The sequence below is a fragment of the Haladaptatus sp. DYF46 genome (assembly GCF_021083305.1).
Classification (GTDB): Archaea; Halobacteriota; Halobacteria; order Halobacteriales; family Haladaptataceae; genus Haladaptatus.
In genome coordinates this window covers 350,718-367,943 of record NZ_JAJFAY010000005.1, presented here as the reverse complement: position 1 = coordinate 367,943, position 17,226 = coordinate 350,718, and the positions used below count along the sequence as shown (strand labels likewise).

At 52.5% G+C, this 17,226-nt stretch carries 21 protein-coding genes and 1 pseudogene; 15 read left to right on the top strand and 7 right to left on the bottom strand.

The window, feature by feature from the left end; all coding sequences use genetic code 11:
• Positions 1-283: 283 nt before the first annotated feature.
• Together LJF34_RS21925 and LJF34_RS21920 are read left to right on the top strand one after the other, a co-directional pair.
• Complete coding sequence (locus LJF34_RS21925; RefSeq protein ID WP_231187808.1) at positions 284-538, top strand: AbrB/MazE/SpoVT family DNA-binding domain-containing protein; 255 nt, start codon at positions 284-286, stop codon at positions 536-538.
• Entirely contained in the window at positions 539-952 is a 414-nt protein-coding gene (locus tag LJF34_RS21920; protein WP_231187807.1) for a PIN domain-containing protein, read from the top strand.
• A gap of 48 nt (positions 953-1,000) precedes the next feature.
• On the opposite strand, the gene LJF34_RS21915 is transcribed toward LJF34_RS21920, so the two are convergent.
• Complete coding sequence (locus LJF34_RS21915; protein ID WP_231187806.1) at positions 1,001-1,387, bottom strand: SWIM zinc finger family protein; 387 nt, start codon at positions 1,385-1,387, stop codon at positions 1,001-1,003.
• 134 nt (positions 1,388-1,521) lie between these two features.
• Between LJF34_RS21915 and LJF34_RS21910 the strand changes: the two genes are divergently transcribed.
• Both LJF34_RS21910 and LJF34_RS21905 read left to right on the top strand, forming a co-directional pair.
• Positions 1,522-2,493, top strand: a complete 972-nt coding sequence (locus LJF34_RS21910) for a DMT family transporter (RefSeq protein ID WP_231187805.1) — start codon at positions 1,522-1,524, stop codon at positions 2,491-2,493.
• A gap of 701 nt (positions 2,494-3,194) precedes the next feature.
• Entirely contained in the window at positions 3,195-3,770 is a 576-nt protein-coding gene (locus LJF34_RS21905; RefSeq protein ID WP_231187804.1) for a dihydrofolate reductase family protein, read from the top strand.
• Between the two features lie 619 nt (positions 3,771-4,389).
• Here the strand turns inward: LJF34_RS21905 and LJF34_RS21900 are convergent.
• The gene (locus tag LJF34_RS21900) at positions 4,390-4,992 is read right to left on the bottom strand and encodes an HAD-IA family hydrolase (RefSeq protein ID WP_342765897.1); all 603 of its coding nucleotides are present in this window, start codon (positions 4,990-4,992) and stop codon (positions 4,390-4,392) included.
• Here LJF34_RS21900 and LJF34_RS21895 point away from each other — a divergent pair.
• The 5 genes from LJF34_RS21895 (at position 4,918) to LJF34_RS21875 (ending at position 8,632) form a co-directional block, all read left to right on the top strand.
• Positions 4,918-5,784, top strand: coding sequence for a hypothetical protein (locus LJF34_RS21895; RefSeq protein WP_231187802.1), 867 nt, complete (start codon positions 4,918-4,920; stop codon positions 5,782-5,784). The genes LJF34_RS21900 and LJF34_RS21895 overlap by 75 nt on opposite strands.
• Positions 5,785-6,165: 381 nt before the next feature.
• Positions 6,166-6,564 (top strand): type II toxin-antitoxin system death-on-curing family toxin, encoded by a 399-nt coding sequence (locus LJF34_RS21890; RefSeq protein WP_231187801.1) that lies wholly within the window; start codon positions 6,166-6,168, stop codon positions 6,562-6,564.
• An 18-nt stretch (positions 6,565-6,582) separates the two neighbouring features.
• The gene (locus tag LJF34_RS21885) at positions 6,583-6,768 is read left to right on the top strand and encodes a hypothetical protein (RefSeq protein ID WP_231187800.1); all 186 of its coding nucleotides are present in this window, start codon (positions 6,583-6,585) and stop codon (positions 6,766-6,768) included.
• A gap of 165 nt (positions 6,769-6,933) precedes the next feature.
• On the top strand, positions 6,934-7,092 hold the full coding sequence (locus LJF34_RS21880; protein ID WP_231187799.1) for a hypothetical protein: 159 nt from the start codon (positions 6,934-6,936) through the stop codon (positions 7,090-7,092).
• 352 nt (positions 7,093-7,444) lie between these two features.
• Positions 7,445-8,632, top strand: a complete 1,188-nt coding sequence (locus tag LJF34_RS21875) for a CBS domain-containing protein (RefSeq protein WP_342765896.1) — start codon at positions 7,445-7,447, stop codon at positions 8,630-8,632.
• A 211-nt stretch (positions 8,633-8,843) separates the two neighbouring features.
• On the opposite strand, the gene LJF34_RS21870 is transcribed toward LJF34_RS21875, so the two are convergent.
• Complete coding sequence (locus LJF34_RS21870) at positions 8,844-9,272, bottom strand: hypothetical protein (RefSeq protein WP_231187797.1); 429 nt, start codon at positions 9,270-9,272, stop codon at positions 8,844-8,846.
• Positions 9,273-9,416: 144 nt separating this feature from the next.
• Here LJF34_RS21870 and LJF34_RS21865 point away from each other — a divergent pair, with 144 nt between their 5' ends.
• On the top strand, positions 9,417-9,656 hold the full coding sequence (locus LJF34_RS21865) for a hypothetical protein (protein WP_231187796.1): 240 nt from the start codon (positions 9,417-9,419) through the stop codon (positions 9,654-9,656).
• 142 nt (positions 9,657-9,798) lie between these two features.
• Here LJF34_RS21865 and LJF34_RS21860 read toward each other — a convergent pair whose 3' ends face one another.
• The gene (locus LJF34_RS21860; protein WP_231187794.1) at positions 9,799-10,200 is read right to left on the bottom strand and encodes a CBS domain-containing protein; all 402 of its coding nucleotides are present in this window, start codon (positions 10,198-10,200) and stop codon (positions 9,799-9,801) included.
• A 623-nt stretch (positions 10,201-10,823) separates the two neighbouring features.
• On the opposite strand from LJF34_RS21860, the pseudogene LJF34_RS21855 reads away from it, so the two are divergent.
• A pseudogene (locus LJF34_RS21855) lies at positions 10,824-11,285 on the top strand (transposase); the annotation flags it as partial.
• Here LJF34_RS21855 and LJF34_RS21850 read toward each other — a convergent pair.
• The 3 genes from LJF34_RS21850 to LJF34_RS21840 are packed head-to-tail and all read right to left on the bottom strand — an operon-like array spanning position 11,236 to position 13,721.
• Positions 11,236-12,783 (bottom strand): type B DNA-directed DNA polymerase, encoded by a 1,548-nt coding sequence (locus tag LJF34_RS21850; RefSeq protein WP_231187792.1) that lies wholly within the window; start codon positions 12,781-12,783, stop codon positions 11,236-11,238. The pseudogene LJF34_RS21855 and the gene LJF34_RS21850 sit on opposite strands and share 50 nt — an antisense overlap.
• 10 nt (positions 12,784-12,793) lie before the next feature.
• Positions 12,794-13,060, bottom strand: a complete 267-nt coding sequence (locus LJF34_RS21845; RefSeq protein ID WP_231187790.1) for a hypothetical protein — start codon at positions 13,058-13,060, stop codon at positions 12,794-12,796.
• Positions 13,047-13,721: a hypothetical protein gene (locus LJF34_RS21840; RefSeq protein WP_231187788.1), complete on the bottom strand. Its 675-nt coding sequence runs from the start codon at positions 13,719-13,721 to the stop codon at positions 13,047-13,049. Before LJF34_RS21840 ends, LJF34_RS21845 begins: the two co-directional genes overlap by 14 nt.
• 650 nt (positions 13,722-14,371) lie before the next feature.
• Between LJF34_RS21840 and LJF34_RS21835 the strand changes: the two genes are divergently transcribed.
• The 4 genes from LJF34_RS21835 (at position 14,372) to LJF34_RS21820 (ending at position 17,029) form a co-directional block, all read left to right on the top strand.
• A complete protein-coding gene (locus tag LJF34_RS21835; RefSeq protein WP_231187786.1) occupies positions 14,372-14,590 on the top strand; it encodes a hypothetical protein in 219 nt (72 codons plus the stop codon).
• 354 nt (positions 14,591-14,944) lie between these two features.
• On the top strand, positions 14,945-15,547 hold the full coding sequence (locus LJF34_RS21830; RefSeq protein WP_231187825.1) for a FaeA/PapI family transcriptional regulator: 603 nt from the start codon (positions 14,945-14,947) through the stop codon (positions 15,545-15,547).
• 730 nt (positions 15,548-16,277) lie between these two features.
• The gene (locus tag LJF34_RS29310; RefSeq protein WP_342765893.1) at positions 16,278-16,637 is read left to right on the top strand and encodes a HalOD1 output domain-containing protein; all 360 of its coding nucleotides are present in this window, start codon (positions 16,278-16,280) and stop codon (positions 16,635-16,637) included.
• A 104-nt stretch (positions 16,638-16,741) separates the two neighbouring features.
• Complete coding sequence (locus LJF34_RS21820; protein ID WP_231187782.1) at positions 16,742-17,029, top strand: hypothetical protein; 288 nt, start codon at positions 16,742-16,744, stop codon at positions 17,027-17,029.
• Positions 17,030-17,226 lie beyond the last annotated feature (197 nt).

Below are 17,226 nucleotides of genomic sequence, written 5' to 3'. Positions count from 1 at the left end.
ATGTGTTTGCAGAAGGCGTTCCGGTGGACGTGGTTCGGGCAGGTACAGGCCATCAGGTCTTCGGTCACGTCGTCGATGGAGACGGTGTACTGGTGGGCTGCGGGGTTCTCGTGGCTCTCGTTGGTGACTTCGACAGGTCCAGGTGTGTCCTCTCCGTGTAGATTTGCTCCCTCATCTCGATTCGGCCAGTCGATATTGTACTGTTATCCGTACTCGCCTTACTTAGGAGAGAATGTAAGAAAGAGATATGAGTAAGAATCACGTAGTCAGAGATTGAGAGAGCATGTCAGTTGAAAAATCAGCTCGGGTAACAAGCAAAGGGCAAGTTACAATCCCAAAGCCAATTCGAGAACGGCTCGGTATCGACGAAGGAACGACGGTCACCTTCGAAATTCACAGCGATGGCACAGTAACCGTCTCGCCAGAGAAAGACTCTTGGGAGTTACTCAAAGAAATCCAACAGACGCCACGGAAGACCGATAAGAGTGTTTCAGAACTCCTTTCGGAATCCAAACGTGCCTGGAGCAAATACGACTAGATGCTTTTTGTCGATTCATGGGCCTGGTTGGAGCTTACTCTTGAGGGTGAAAACGAAGCGCAAGCACGTGAGGTGATCAAGCGTGGAGAAGAAGAAGGGATGATTGTCGCAACAACAGTCCTGGCCGAGGTATACTACATTCTCGACCGTGAGAAGGGAACAACCACTGCTGAGAAGACAATGGAGATGATCAGTGGCTTCGACCATCTTGACATTCTCCCAGTTACACCCTCAATCGCCATTCGTGGCGCACAGCTTCGACGGAAATATTATTCCCAAGCCGATGAGAGAACCCCATCCTATGCAGACATGATTCATCTTGCAACCGCTGAAGAAGTAGCAGGTTGTGATCTTCTCTGTACAGGTGATTCTGACTTCGAGGATATCACCGAAGTAAAGTGTCACGTATTCTGAGCATGCAACTGCACTTCGTCAACTCATAGTTCTTCACTGAAGCGGTGGTTAGTTCGGCAGTTCCTTCCGTCCTGTTCGCACACACAGCCAGCACGGGAACTCGTTGAGACCCTCACAGCCGCAGTCCTCTGGTTCGGTCTCGTCGTTGTCCTCGGACGGGAAGGCGTTGAGAGTCCCGTCGTCGGTTGCGGTTTCCACGGCGGCCATGTGTTTGCAGAATGCGTTCCGGTGGACGTGGTGCGGGCAGGTACAGGCCATCAGGTCTTCGGTCGCGTCGTCGATGGAGACAGTGTACTGGTGGGCTGAGGGGTTCTCGTGGCTCTCATTAGTTACTTCGACCATTCCGGGGGCATCGACGTCGAAGGAAAATTGTTCGGCCTGTGCGCGTTTCTGTGCCGTCTCGGCAGCTTCAAGGGTTGCGAATTGAGTAGACAAGTGTCAGTGTGGTGTGGATGAATTGACTTTCAAACCTAACCAACGTTCCGCCTCAGCCATCGTTAAGCGCGCGCATCACATATAAAGAATATGAGTGGGCGAGAAGCCAGAACCCAAGCGAGCGTGAAACCGATGTGAGATCAGATCGTTACACCCTACTGCTATTTATCATCACCTCCTTGACCTTCGGCACTGCATTCGTCGGTATCAAGGCAGGTCTGGTCGCTCTCCCACCGATACTGTTTGCCGGATTGCGCTACGACATCGGGGCGGCAATCCTTCTCGCATACGTCTATCGGCGTGGCGGCTATTGGCGGCCACGTACCCGTGGTGATCTGATGGCAGTCGTCATCGCTGGATTGTTTCTATCAGGATTTAATGCCGCGCTCCTCTTCACGGGACAGCAATATCTCACCACCGGAACTGCTGCAGTCATATTTAGCCTTGTTCCTGTTTTGGCGCCACTGTTTGCAATTGTGTTGTTACCCGAGGAAAAATTCGACTTCCTCGGAATGATTGGTATTCTGCTTGGATTAGGCGGAGTGACAATCATTGTTGGGCTGAATTCGATATCCACAACAGGAAACGCGGCTCTTCTTGGAGTCACTTTGGTCGGCGGCGCTGCAGTCGCAGTTGCATTTGGAAGTGTGCTTCTGAGCAAGACAGACCGTTCGATTTCGGGAATTGGTATGACAGCGTGGGCACTGGTGCTGGCTGCTGGAGTAGTTCATGGTCTCAGTCTATTGATGGGCGAATCACCAGGAGACGTCACGCTAACGTTTGGGGCCCTCGTCGCAATCTTTTGGGTCGGAGTGCCTGCAACGGCGGTTGCCTTTCCTGCCTATTACGGCCTCATCGATCGCGCCGGACCAGTTCGAGCGAACCTCATTAGCTATACAGTTCCACTTGTTGCAACGGGAGTGGGCGCAATTGTTCTTGATGAGGTAGTCCCCGTTCGGACTGTCTTTGGCTTTGCAGTCATCGTTATTGGCTTTACTCTGATCGAACGGCAAAATCTTCGAGACGAAATCCGAAGACTACGCGGGGTGCCTGCTTCACCTGACCAAGATGAAGAGCACATTTGTGAATCCGCCCCCCGAGGGTGAAGTACAATCGATTTCATTGCTGTTCAAACCTCGGGAATGATGCCTAATTAGCACATCAGACTGGTATTGTCGGCTTAGAGATAGAGATCAGCGATTCTCCCGTTTTCAATACGAAAGACACCAACATTCTCCAGGATAATCTCGTCGCCCGTCGGTTCGACTCCCATAATTTCCCTCTCGTGCGTACCAGAGAACTGGAGGAGTGATCGTCGTGTTGGGGAACTCATCTTCAGTGGGTTACATAGAGGACAGTGGGTATATCCTTTCTGTACTCTGAGGGCTGAAAGTCAAATCTGTTCAGTGGTTTTCTCTATTTTCTCGTATCTATACGGCCGAGGTCGACATACAAGAGGCAGATGATAACAGGCTGAGCGACAAGCAGGGACGATTTGCGGAGCAAACAAGTGACGACGATATTCTTCGAGTGGTTCGAGGGTCCGAGTTTCCAGCGGTGACCGCTCGGTGGGTTGCAGATACGGTTGCAATGAAACGGCGGCCAGTGCATTAGCGGCTCGAGGAGTTGCATAAACGAGGAGGGGTAGAATAAGGGATGTAGAGGCAGAATATACTAACATGGCGCTGTTGAAATAGTTAGAAAGTAACATGTCTGGCTGGTAGATACAGGGGACGGAGATATCGCTCTGCTGCAGACAACTTCCCGCAAATGTTCAAGACACTATATGGCGTATACATTGATGAAAATGTCAGACGATACACCAACCCGAACCCTGTTCGCAACCTACTATATGACGCTTGATGGAGTCGTCGAGAACCCCTCGTGGTCAGCGCCGTTCTGGAACGACGAAATTGAGACCTTTAAGCAGGAAGAAACGGATCGAACCGACGCCCTACTGTTGGGTCGAGTGACCTACGAGCAATTCGCTCAAGCATGGCCAACAAGCCCGGATCCGGGTGCAGAGTTCTTTAACCCGGTTAAAAAGTACGTCGTTTCGACCACCCGCACCGAGGATATCTGGGAGAATGCTACGTTCATCGGTGATGATGTCCGTGAGACAATCATCGACCTCAAGGAAGACAGGGGCGGTGACCTGGCGGTTCACGGCAGTATTTCGCTTACGAAATGGCTCCTCGAGGAGGGCCTCATCGATGAGTTACGCCTCCTCGTCTATCCGGTCGTGCAAGGGAGCGGCAGGCGATTATTCGACGACGTATCACAGGCAGAGTTCGTCCTTGAAAGCAGCGATACCACCAGCAACGGCGTCCTGGCACTCGTCTATCGACCCAAGAGTGAGCGCAGGTCGGCGGAGTCCAATTAATGATCCGGTGCTAAAGGCACGGTTCGTGTAAGCGCTTCGGGACGACTACCCGTGTTTTTCCACTTTGCTATCGACGGATACCTATCTAACGGCTGTTTCAGTAGGAAAGGTGTCGAACCAATAGGATTTCAACAGAGCCAGTAAAATGGACAGTCGGTTTTACGCTTACAGAGATTATTCGAGACGAGGCATGAGTAGATCACTTTGAAAAAACACGATAGGTCGGGCGGCAAAGGGGATGATCACAGGAGCGGTCAAGATTTGGAGGGCACTTGATGTTAGTATTGTATACTAACCCAGAGACCACCCAAGTCCAGAAGAACGAGCTAAATGAGAGAGCATAGAGAGAGGCGAGTACGTTCAGGAACAGAAGCTAGTGGAGGCATTCGAGATCATGGAACCTCTCGAACCCAACATGACGAGCGAGATCGCGGACGAACTGGGATGGTCACGGCGGTCAGCGTACGAGGTTTTGAACAGACTTAACGGAGAGGGAGAAATTCGCAAGAAGAAGCCCGAAGCACGTCGGGTGATCTGGAATCGGACGGAATAGTAGTCATTCGTTAGTATGGGTGAGCACGGCACTGCGTCCATCGATCCCGCACCGGACAGGAGCTAATCAGATAACGGGTTCGGTACCGAGTTGCTCTGCGAGATCCACAAAATCCTCAGCCACGATATCGTATGTCGACTCATCGGGCTTCTCAACAACCTCGTCTGGCTCAGAACCCCACTCTAAGGGTCGGTGGACGTATGCCGTCCGAAGCCCTGCCTGACGACTTGCGTCGAGATCCCTTTCGTGAGCCGCGACCATCATCACCTCCTCCAGCTGGAGATCTAGGAGCTCAACCGCGGTCAGATAGGCCTCTTCATCCGGTTTGTAGTGCCCCGAGAGTTCAGCCGAGAGAATCAGGTCCCACGGAATGCCGGCCCACTTGGCCATATTCGTGAGAAGCCGGACGTGACCGTTCGAGAGTGGAGCAATAAGATAGTTCGAACGGAGACGGTTGAGACCGGGAATGGCGTCCGGCCAAGGATCAAGGCGGTGCCAGACGCGATTGAGATGCTCAATCTCCTCCTCGGTCAACGCTTCCACGCCTCTCGACGCCAGCAGAGGACACTGCGGTCCCAGTGGAGGTGCCTGCAAATGAGTGACACCACCACGTCCGGAGCGTCCAGTGTTCTCGATGACGACGTCTCGGTCAGCGACCTTGTCGAGCACGTCCAGACACTCACTGATCGCATCGGCAACCTCGAGCAGGAAGTCGCCGAGAAAGAGGAGCGAATCAACGACCTCGAACAACGAGTCGATGCCAGAGAAGACAAGGCAGCAAAAGCGAAAGCCCACAGAAAGGCCCTTGCCCGCAAAACGCAGTCCGCTAGCGAACGTATCGATGAATTGCAAGCCCGCGAGTTCGAGAAAGGTGCCCACCTGCTCGCCGACAACGTCGACAAAGAGCGGATCACTGTCGATGGCAACAAACTCGAACGCATCACGAAAGACGACGGTAACACCTACTTCCGACTCCCTGGTGAGGAAGACGCGCTCGGTCGTGGTGGTGCCGTTGCTCACTCGACAGCGGATCTCCTGCCGATCCAGCGATTCGCCCGCTATGATGACGACATGCTCGCCTCCGTCACGAATCGCAAACCCGACGAACTTGCTGGCAAGGCGTGGCGTGAACATGACGATACTGGTCGCTATTCACTCTGGTCCAAGGGCAGTGGAGAGATCCGAGCCTACCTCGATGCGTCAGAGCTAGCTGATTGGATTCGCCTGAAAGAGTCCGGTGTGAGCAAAAAATACTCGCAAGAACTTGCCCGGCGGACGATAGACGCAATGCACGAACTCTCGAATGGCCGCCTCGGGAAGATCAAACGCCAGCGATCCAAGGACGGATTGAGCTACCAGGAGACCCGTCTTGTTCTGAAAGCCGATGTCGAGCTTCCCGGTGAGGTTTCAGCGGAGAACACAAACGACAGCCCGGCCACAGACGGGGTTGCCGGAGAGTAGCGTGGTCGGGACGAAAACACGCCCGAGAGGGACACGAATCTAATACGAAACCCCACGCAACTGCGGAATTGGACGTCCCGAATTGACACAGTTCGGGACAGACGCCGTACGGCTACTCGTGAGTACGGCAGTTGTATCGGCATCTATCGGCTCAAAGCCAGCGGGAGGGGGAGAGCTGGTACCGGCCACCGTGTTTGTGGTCGGAACTCCGTGATTGAATCACCCAAGAAAGTCACTGTCAGTACAGCGTGACAGCGTGAAGTGGTTCTGAAGACGGTGTCAGGAGTGCGTGTGAGAAAAACAATGGAGTACGTATCTCCTTTGCTAAGAAACCAATTGTCCATCAGAACGATTATCGGGTGGCGTGAGAGACCTAGTCGTGTGAGCGAGGACGTTGCGTATCCTTCCAATGAGCTGATCCTCGAACTCCACGAGCAAGTCGTCAAGGAGGGAGAGAACACGGAACCAGGAGTTCGATCGGAGGAGCCGATTAAATCTGCACTTCAGTACGTCTCAGAGGGGTTTTTTGGTGAGGTACCACAGTCAGTCCACGAAAAAGCGGTTCATTTGATGCGACTACTTGTTGCAGATCATCCATTCGTTGATGGGAACAAGCGAACGGCGCTTCGTACGGTAGTCGTCTTTTATATGTTGAACGGATACACATTCGAATACGGTGACGAAATTCGTGCGTTACTGCATCGGTTTGCGACAGACGAAGCCGCGGTCGATACCGAGACTGCAGTCATCTACTTCAGAGCGTGTGCTCGTCGGAACTGATAAAGGGCCACAGAGAATATGTTCACAACAGAAATGGCGTCTAGCACCGAATCCTCGAAAGCAATAGATAAAGAAGTCCGCCGACTGTACGAGCGGTATCAGTCAGCGGAGAGCGACGAGGAGCGCCAAAAGATTGCCCTTGAGATGGGGAAGCTCGACGGACGTCGTCACGCCGACATCTACGCAGCTCTTGAGGACGAGTAACTATAGTTCTACAGGAGTACTGTTCGTCTACCAATTTGAGGACTACACTATTAAGAGATGAAAGCCATTTGCGTTAGTAGCTAATACTAACAAACGACCAGTCGAGAACTGACATCTCTCTATGGTTGTGCGTACAAGAACGACGGCTACCGTGTGATGGAGGAGATGGCAGAACGGGTGCCTGGCGTGACCTACAAAGAATCACGGACGCTGTGTGTGGACGACGCGATGGGTGTCGGTGGCCATCACATCGAGATCACGTTCGCGCATCCTGATCTGGCCGGGTGGATGCGAGCCCACGAAGCGAACACGGGAGGGAACTAACCACGAAGAGCAGGTTATAGCGTTGTAATCACGGGGTTCGCAGAACCCCCTCTCGGGCGGCACCACCACAAGAGATTCACACCGCATTGCCGGTGACACATGGTGGTAGTAATCGGTTGGTTACGGTGGAGTGCGTCATTTTCTGCGAAACGGAGGGGGTCGCGTTCGCGATCCCCTCTATTACAACGGTGTAATCGACCACCGATAGTGGCGACAAGCACGGACGGTGCGTCAAAGTAATATCGAGGGCACTGTCTGTGACCCTAAACCGCCTCTCAAAATCAATTCTCTCATGTCATCAAAAGGTGAGGCAAGCATAACCGTCCACGTTCCCTTTAGTAATGAGTACACAATGGATATCTCTGAGATAGTTTCAACACAGTTCACCGAGTTCGACATCGGGGCACCCCTTTCGAAGGTCGCCGGTGCGTTCGAGAATCAGGAACTCGACGCCGTCGTCGTTACGGACGGTGACGAGTATCGGGGCGTCGTCAGCCGCCGACAACTGGCCTCGTCATCCAATCAACCCTCGGCGAAGGTTGGCTCACGGGTACAACACGTCCCAACCGTCGACCGAACCGAAGATGTCCGTGAGGTCGCACGACTCATGATCGGGAGTAACGCTAAGACGCTCCCAGTGCTAGACAAAGACCGCGTCTTCGGTGTGGTGACTGCAGATGCTGTCTTGGAGGCCGTGAGCCCGTTTCTCGACGCGGTGACTGTTGACGATGCGTACACAACAAAGCTGATCAGTGTCTCCCCGACGACCACGCTCGGGAAAGCCCTCAACACGCTTCGAGAAGCACGTATCGCACACCTCCCAGTCATTGACAATGACGAACTCGTCGGCATACTGAGTCTGTATGATGTTATCGAATTCACGACACGCGGCGGGAACAAGAGCCAGGGTGGTTCATCAGACGAGTTTAGTGGCCGTGGCGGGTTCGGTGAACGCGACGGTACTTCCGACCGGATGCTCGATCTACCGGTGCGGAACCTGATGTCCGATGTAGCTGCGACGATCCAACGAGACACACCACTCGATGCGGTAGTCGAAACGATGTTCGATCGGGAGATTTCCTCACTTGTCGTCACGGCTAACCAGACGGACGAACCGGTCGGAATCATCACAAAGACGGACGTCATCGAGGCGCTCACATGGGAACAGGACGAACGGCGTCCCGTGCAGGTGTTCGGTCTCGAGTTGCTCGATGAGATGGACTATGACGACGTTTCTGCGTTAATCGACAGCGTGACCTCGAAGTATGGTGAGATGAACGTAATCAAGGCCAGTATCGAACTGCACGAGCACAAAGAAAAGAGCCGAGGGGTGCCACTGATGTTAGCACGAATTCGACTGGTCACTGACCGTGGGTACTTCACCGCCAAAGGAGAGGGATACGGGGCCACCCATGCACTTCGTCTCGCGGCAAATGCAGTTGAACGTCAACTTCTCAAAGGCAAGACCTACGGCCAATCGAAGAAGCATCCGGACACCGAGGAGCAAGAGCAACTGTACGGCTGGTGGCTCGGCGCGTAACGTTCTTCACTTCCAGGACATGGGGCCAACCGTTTCGAGAGGTACGATTCACTTGCTAACAAGTGGGGGTGGATCTGGTGACCTGTTCCTCTGAAGGAGAGGCAGTGTCGTACTAATTGCGTCGTTTTTCGTTTGTGATGACGTTGGTTAGGAAGGACATTCCAGTTGTCGATGAGCCGGTTAACTTCAGGAAACGGAATTGAACACAGAGCTAACTCTGCGTTTGGCGGATGAACTCGTCGAGCCGTTCTTCGATGAGTGTCGCAACGCGTTCGCTATATTGCCAGAGCGCTGCGTTGAATCTCTCCTCGGTCTCGTCATCGATACCGTCGTCTCCCTGAAGCACGGAATCTTTGGTGATTTGGGGATGGTACACACAGACAATTCCGATCGAACTGTCCGAACTTTTGGTTCCCCCTGTGTGGATTCCGTACTGATCGGTGCCCCACACGCCATCGCCACCGTTCCGTTCCATTACAGAATCGAGCGCATCGAGCTGTTGCAATTCCTCGGGGGGAAGGAGTGGAGCATCGCCTTCGAACAAGTCACTATATGCTTGTGTCCGGGCACTGTTCGTCCATTGTTCCAATTGGGAGCGTGCTCTCAGTACGAGCTGTCTTTCGTCTGGGAATTCGGCCATGTGATCTAGAGGAGTGGGACACCAATTAACGTTTGTACAGCATTTCCGATGTCTCGATCCTCCGAGAAGACGGTACTCAGGGAGAGCTTTCCTTGTCAACGATTGTAGGGTCTGGGTTTTCTCATTGGAGCACCAACTAGTTACATGTCCCATTACGAGGCCGTCTTCGAAATCGATTCAAAATCCGATGCAGAAGCAATCAGGCTCCTTGTGGAACGGTTTTATGACGCGTTACGGGAAGAAACACGAGAGATATATGGAGACGAAGTCAGTTCGAGCGAGACGCTCGAAACGTTCGAGGCCATCCGTAACGCAACCAGACATCCCACCCCAGGAACGCTGACGATCCACTACGAGCAGCACAACGAAGCGTTCGAGGACTGAACAGCCATTGCGCTGTTTTCGGTCCTAACTCCATCACTCGTTTATGTGAACGACATCGTCAGAGTACCTACTTCTGTTCGCCATCGTGTGGAACGTTACTGTTCGCCAAGCGCTCACCGAATTTTAACGACCGATATGCCACCTATGTTGGGCTTGGATCCTGTGTAGTAGAAAGATATGCCGTTAAGTCAGTCGTCGTGATGACGCCAATGACCGCTTCTTCGTCGACGACTGGGATGTGATCAAAACCATGGTCAATCATCAGGTCCGCTACAGTTTGGATGGATTCACTTGCGGTAGTCGTGATAACATCTGTACTCATAAATGTGGCAACGGTCGCAGTTGGATCAGGATCCCCTTCTGCGACTACATGAATGAAATCAGTCGCAGTGAGAATTCCTGCGAGATGATCGCGATCGTTAACGACGATGACCGATCCGATCTCGTGTTCACGCATTATCTCGCCAGCGTTCTGGAGCGAAGTGTCGTTACTTACGGTGTGCACCGGCGACGACATGAGACTCCCGACAAAGACATCGTCCATTTAAATAAATAGCAGCTACCCAGGGATAAGGGTTCGCTTCTTTTCACAAGGATGGAATATCTCACATGGAAACGAGCGTATCGTGTCTCCGTTGAAATAACTGCAGAAGGGCGCCGTCTCACCTTCTATCAGCGCATGACTGGATACATACAGAGTACACACCGCTCTTGTCGGAGCAAATCACAAGTGTAGGACTGCAGCATCGGTGCCAATATAGCTCACCCGTCAGAATAACGTTTTCAAGACGAGTAGCCATCTACCACGAAACAAATTTATACGTTTATCTGCACTGGACAGCTACCGTCGATTTTCTCTTCTTCAGTTCTTTAGGGATCAATTCTACGTGAGTGATGACAATGGAGACTATGACCTCACCGAGAAACGTCACAATTGGAACTGACTTCTATTTGTCGTTTTTAATACTACTTCAAAGAAAGATAGTCAAAAGTTGTTTGCGAGGATTCTCTTCGATAAGCGAAGTAGGCGAGAACTTTGACCACCGGGCAAGAGTTGCTCATTGCACTGCCATTCGAAAGCGAACGTATTGGATGCCAAAGTGAGCCAAACTTCCCAGTCAGTGGGTGAATCGTGACCTTGCGGTTTTGATAAATCATGATGATTTCCAACCAGTCACCGTACCTGATTCTCGACTGGATTCACCATTGACTTCTCACGAAGCCGCCCTCGACGTTGGCGCAAACAACCTCGTTGCGTGTTCCACGACCGCTGGACACCAGTACCTCTACGACGGTCGGGAGTTGTTCGGACGGTTCCGCGAGGCGACAGACGAAATTGCCCGCCTACAATCGAAACTTCGTGAAGGACGCTACTCCTCGGAACGGATTCGACGGCTGTACCGACAGCGGACGAAGTGCCGTGACCACACACAGAACGCATTGGTGCGCAACCTCGTTGAACGGCTGTACGACGAGGGCGTGGCGACGGTGTACGTTGGCGATTTGACCGACGTGCTAGATACACACTGGTCGGTCAGGGTGAACGAGAAGACGCACAACTTCTGGGCGTTCAAGAAGTTCATCCACCGCCTCGCGTGCGTTTGTGAGGAGTACGGCATCTCTCTCGAAGCCGAATCTCCACCTGTTCAAAGGTTTCCGATGCAAGCGCAGACAGCGACGTCTGTTCCTCCCCGTCGATCGGTGTCACCCAGACGCTATCGACGATACCATGCACAATGCGCCATCCATGCTCCTCGAGCACTGCTTTCGTCTCCAGCAGAATCTCTCTGGCATATGCGTTGATCGCCTCGTGGCATTCGATCCGCCCGAACTTCGCGTTCGAAAAGCCCTGATAGCCGAAACACGACACCAAAATCCACTTGATCGCACTGGATTGGCCTTCCAACTCCTCGCGACGCTCTTCATCCTCAGTCTCTCGAATCTCGGCTTTGATTGCATCCCGATCCTTGATCAATGGCTCAAATACATCCGGAAGATAGCCCCGTTCGTCACAAATCGAATACCCGATGCCCGGTACGTCCTCCCGACCGGCATGGCACTCACACCGGATCTTTTCAGGACTCACGTTCCGTGTGACGATGATATTCGGATACAGCGAGGAGAAGTCGAGTTCGTGAACGTCCTCGTGTAGGCCGACGTCCGGTGCAAAGGTGAACCCACCCCGATCGGCGTCATGGAGTTGGCGCATCGTTTTGAACTTCTCATGCCGCCACGAGCGCCATGGTACCAAAACATCCCGCTCCCGTGCTTCCTGGATTTGAATTCCGGTCAGAATATTCCCGATCGACGACCACGCCACCTCCTGTAGTGGTTTGCCCGACTGTTCAACGAGATACAGACAGCCGTCGAGATTCGTCTGATTCCACATGAACGTATTCGAACCGTCGATGATCACCCGACCGGGGAGATTGTAGCGTGCCGGTGAGTGGCCAACTTGTCCGTAGCTTTCGTACGTCGATTCGCCCGCCAACTGCTGCCACTCCGACCGTCGTCCAAACTGGAACTCTACGCCAAGACGATCGGCCTGCTGGAAGAGAACCGGTATGAGGTCGCTCGTATTCAGGAAGAGAACATCTGGATCAACCGACTCAACCCGAGCCGACAGCGTGGTTAACACGTCCGCACCACTCCCAGTTATTGTCTCATCGTCGATCGTGAGTTCAGTGACTCTCTCACTTGCAAGCTCCGTCTCCGACACAGTAATCTGCATCTGCGAGAGTTCGTGGTTCGGCAGCGGGTCAATTCCATTTTCGAGACAGTACCGAAACTCACGCGAGAAATCGACGTTGTAGCAGCGATACTCGCCGGGAGAGCCCCACTTGCTCACCATTCGTGCCACTGAATTCACTGCCTTGAGGTCGACTACATCCACCCGAAGCACTTGCTCGTGGTCGTGCCGGAAGCTTACGCGTTCATCAACCATAGCAACCCGAACAACAGCGGGATGGTCACGGAGTGCAGCACGTGCCGTCGAAAAATCGCCGTCACCGTGCACCGACACGTAGATCGTTGGCGTGTACGATTCGTCGACTTCGCACTCCACCCCTGTCTCAGTGACCGACCACCTGAGCACGTCGCCGTTGACGTAGTCGATTTTGTACACCATCGTCTCATCACTACCTGTTCAAGTCGTCCTCTACGTGATCGAGCCGATCTTCCAGGTCCTCGATCTGCTTTTGCTGTTCGACCAGCATCGAAATCAGCGCTGGTATCTCGACGAACTGGTGGTTCTGAACTCCACTCGCATCAGCGTGGGCGCGAGCATATTCGAAGAGCCGATCGAAGACGCCCTGGTCATCGTATCGGAGTGCCCGCCGATACTCTTGCCACCGCGACTCCATCGCTCGGAGCAAATCACGATATGTCGTATTAGTACGCCCCATTCGCACTCACCTCCGGTGAAACGTCAGCATCAACAATCGCCGGATGTCGATTGGCGAGAATACGTTTCCAATACGTGAGCGTCGTTTGTACCAGCCCATTCTCCAGCGGGTAGACCAACGTCTCGTACTCCTCGCCTGCGAACCGTGGGCCGAGCTTAGTCTGTTCACACTGAATCGTCCGGTCAGCGATCCCGTGAATCGGTACTGTCAGGGTATCGTTCGTCTGCAACGTCAAGAGCACCGGGATCTCGAACCGCTCGGCAAGCGCGTTGATCCGCTCAGCCACGCTCGAGAGCATCCGCTCGTCATCACCACGTGGAAGGTCCTCCGACCGGTAGAACCAGTCGATCGCCGGGAGGACGGCAATCGTCGTCCCGTCCGTAATCTCTCCGGCAAGATCCTGTACGAGACTCTGGTGTTGCCACGGAGTGAACGCCCGCGCAATGTGAATCCGGTCGAGGACTCGCATCGACGGCGTAATTCGCGTCAACGGGTGTGTCGTTCCGTTCCCGTGGGCATCGATCCAGAGGGCCGATCCAGCATCCAAGAGCAACTGGTCAAGGACAAGCGACTGTAATGAGCCAGTCATGCGCTCGTCGGTTTCGAGCAGTGTAATGCCGGGCTCAAGCGAGGGAAGTTCTGGTGAGGTCTGGTGCATCATCAGGGATAGTATTTCAGCGGGGTATCAGATAGGCACACCAGGGTCGCTTCCGAATATTCCAATAGATGAAATGTCGATGGAAATCGGAGTAGGTACTGGTCGTGCTGGCCATCGACTATGAAGTAAGAGCCGAGATTCTGTTACCGGTAGTTTGGAGCGAATCAGTACGTCTCTCTCCAGAACGTTCTCTACGAGATGGGTCTCAAAAAGATCCGGGAGTACCGGTCGTCAGTAACCCCGTTGAACCGTTTCCAATTGGGTTTTCCGAATAACACAGCTCCTACCAACGCTCACTCGGAGAAAGACAAGGAAAGCCGACAGCAAGGCCCTCACAACCAGCCAAACATTGAGCGTCGCATGATGGCGCAGGGAAGTTGTGTTGGCCAGGTGTGAGAGCGCAGTTAGAGCATCGGACGGAGGCATAAAACGCATTCTGGTAACACAAATATTGATTGTAGTAATCCATAGACGAAACCGATGACATCAGGTCGCACGTTCCGATAGTTGCTCGGTTTTGAAACGCAACATGACTATCTGAACTCCATAAGTTATACGTTGCATTTTCAGCTATTATATGGTGTTAACGGAGAACCTCTAGAGTAGCTATGCAGAACTCTTATGTACCTACGCCCCATTTTATAGAATAGATTATGACAGGATATTATGATCTCATTCTCGGGTTGATCCCACTCGCCTTGATCGGTGTCACCGGCGCAGTCAGCGCTGCTGGACTTTCGCTGACAGCAGCCGTCCCAGTCGGTGCAACCGTCTCTGTCCTCCTGATTGGACATGCACTCTTCGTCAACGGACCCGTTGCTTCTGAATCGACATCAGTCACCCCCTCTCTCCAACCGAACTCGGCGGACTAAGTTCTCACCTCTACAGTCTGGTTTTCGGCATGAATATTCACAACCTGCTTGGAGGACAGCATGATATCAGCAGAAACTCATGCTTGGCTGATTAATTAAAAGAAGCAAGTCAACTGATACGGCATATTAATCAGATCTCCCGACAATGGCGGTGGACCTCGACACGCTCTATCTGTTCCCGAAGTTTTAGTTCCGACAGACAAGGCGTCGAACGAGACTAGGTAGTATATTATACTAACCATCGTTATGCTACTTGATTCCTAAGAGGAGCCAGATATAGTTCGTAGTATGCCGACTATAGTCACGATCTAGTAAATCTTTTTGGTCTAGTAGACCAATAGAGTAGTGAGCATCATGAGTGACTCTCCACGAGACTTAGCATCGGAATGGGAAACCGAGCTCGAGAGTCGGACAACTGTCGAGAAGGTCTACGATGTGCTCCTCCAGTTGAACGATCCACTTCGGGTCGCCGAGATCGCAGACCGAGCAGGAGTTGCGCCAGATACCGCACGGAAATATCTGGAGTTCCTTGGAAAGATGGGAGTCGCAAAGAAGATGGGCAATGAGCCAGTGACGTATGGTCGGAACGACTCGTACCTCGAATGGCGGAATATCGATCGCCTACAGCGAGAGTACACCATCGAGGAACTCAACAATCGACTATCGGAACTCAGCCACACCGTCTCGTCCTTCCAGGAAACCTATGAGGCCGAAACGCCTGGTGAGGTTGTTCCGCAAGAGCACGGCTACGAGAAGCTTGATGAGACGATGAACGATCTTCGGCAGTGGAACACAGCGTGTGAAGAAGTTGATCGGCTCGTCGAGGCGCTCGGACACGGCACATCAAATGCACAAACGGGAACAGTGAAAGTTGCAGATATGGTTCGGTTCTTCCAGCGGCTTCAATCCGGCCAGCCAAATTCGACTGCAGACACACGTTCAGAAAATCACTCGTGATTGGATGGACGGGACGTCACCGAACAAGGAAATTCTGCGAAGAGTTGCGCGAAAGCTTGGAAGGATAAGTCTCGTTTCGCAAGTCAACCCATTTCCCTCGAACAAACCAGGACCGTCGAGGTCATCTTTGATGCAACCGCGTATTCTGAACGGATTTCGCGTGTGTATGTCGATATCGAGCTACAGCTCAATGGCAATTTCTACATACACTATGTGGAAAGGTGGGAAGATGACCGGAAAGAGTGTCGGTGGGATCGTCACGAAAATCCCCATAACGCTCGCGATCAGTACCACCCGTTTCCAGCAGCGACCACTGACGATGCAGAAGATCGACGCTATCCCAACGACTTCTTCGACGTAATTGGGGAAGTCATCACAGATATTCAGTCACGGTGGGGAAATACATTCGAAATAGCCGACTGAACAACAAGTCGTTCTCAAGCCGTTAGGAACGATGGGTAGGGGGGAGGGAAAACTCTCACATCCGAACACGACGGCACTGTTGGGGGATGGCGTCAAACGATGGCGTCGTGCTGGCGTGAGAGCGTATCTCCATCAATAACGCAGAGACCAAATAAGTTCGTCAGATATAAATTGAGTTTATTATATAACAGTCTCAAATAACCGGACTGGGTCGATCAAACTCGAGATCCAATGTCACTACCATCTCAGCGAGTAAATTCTGTAGTAAGCGGCTATTACTCAAGGATATAGAGGGCCAATAGAAACTGTGAACAACCAGACAGTGCAGACGAGAACGACCAATTGGTTTGGTTCCACCACGAAACCTACTGGACCAAGTTCACCACCCCAGTACGCATCAATCACTTCCGAAGCGATCAACCTCGACTCCTCGAGTCCGGAGCTTGTTACGAGTGTCGTTGATGTTCTTATGGACGTGATTGAACCGACAGCCGGCCAGATAACACTCTCGCTGTACGAATACGTCAACCCAGACGCGCTCGAAGAGATCATCGAAGCAAGTGCATCGAAACAGAGCGACGTTGCAGTGCGATTCACGGTTGAGGACTATCTCGTCACTGTTCGGAGCGACAATACCGTCCTCATCTACGAACCGCTCAAGGCCTGACGATAACAGGAGAATCTCGATCCGAACAGTTATGACAGAATTTGAGAGTGAAACACAGACAGGTGAGAACAGTTATCTCGCCGTGCTCCATGCGAACAGATACAATGATCGATGGTGTCGAAGAAGAGGTTGATATGCTTGACCGGCATCTGGAGGTTCTTCAGATGGTTGTGAACAATGAACCGATCGGGATTGTGAAGATGTCGAATGAATCGGGCTATGACCATCACGAAATACGCTATTCGCTTCGAATACTCGAAGAAGAGAACCTGATCGATCCCACACAACAGGGTGCAATCACGACTGATGAGACGGGATCGTTCATTGAGAACCTTGATGAGCAGATCGACGACATCAGAACAAGACTCACCGAAATGAAGGCTGGCAAGTAGCGAGAGTAGTCTTGTGTCTGTGATCCATCTTGGACTGATGAGAAGCGAGTCCCCTGTCAGATAGTAACATAGCCAATAATTATTATAGATAGCTCCTCGAAGTCTTGATTGTGGGGAAGGAGAATGTCCATTGTCGACACGTTCATCAAGCGGTACCGTTCGAAGAAACCAGAAAAACCACTCTATGAATGCATTGT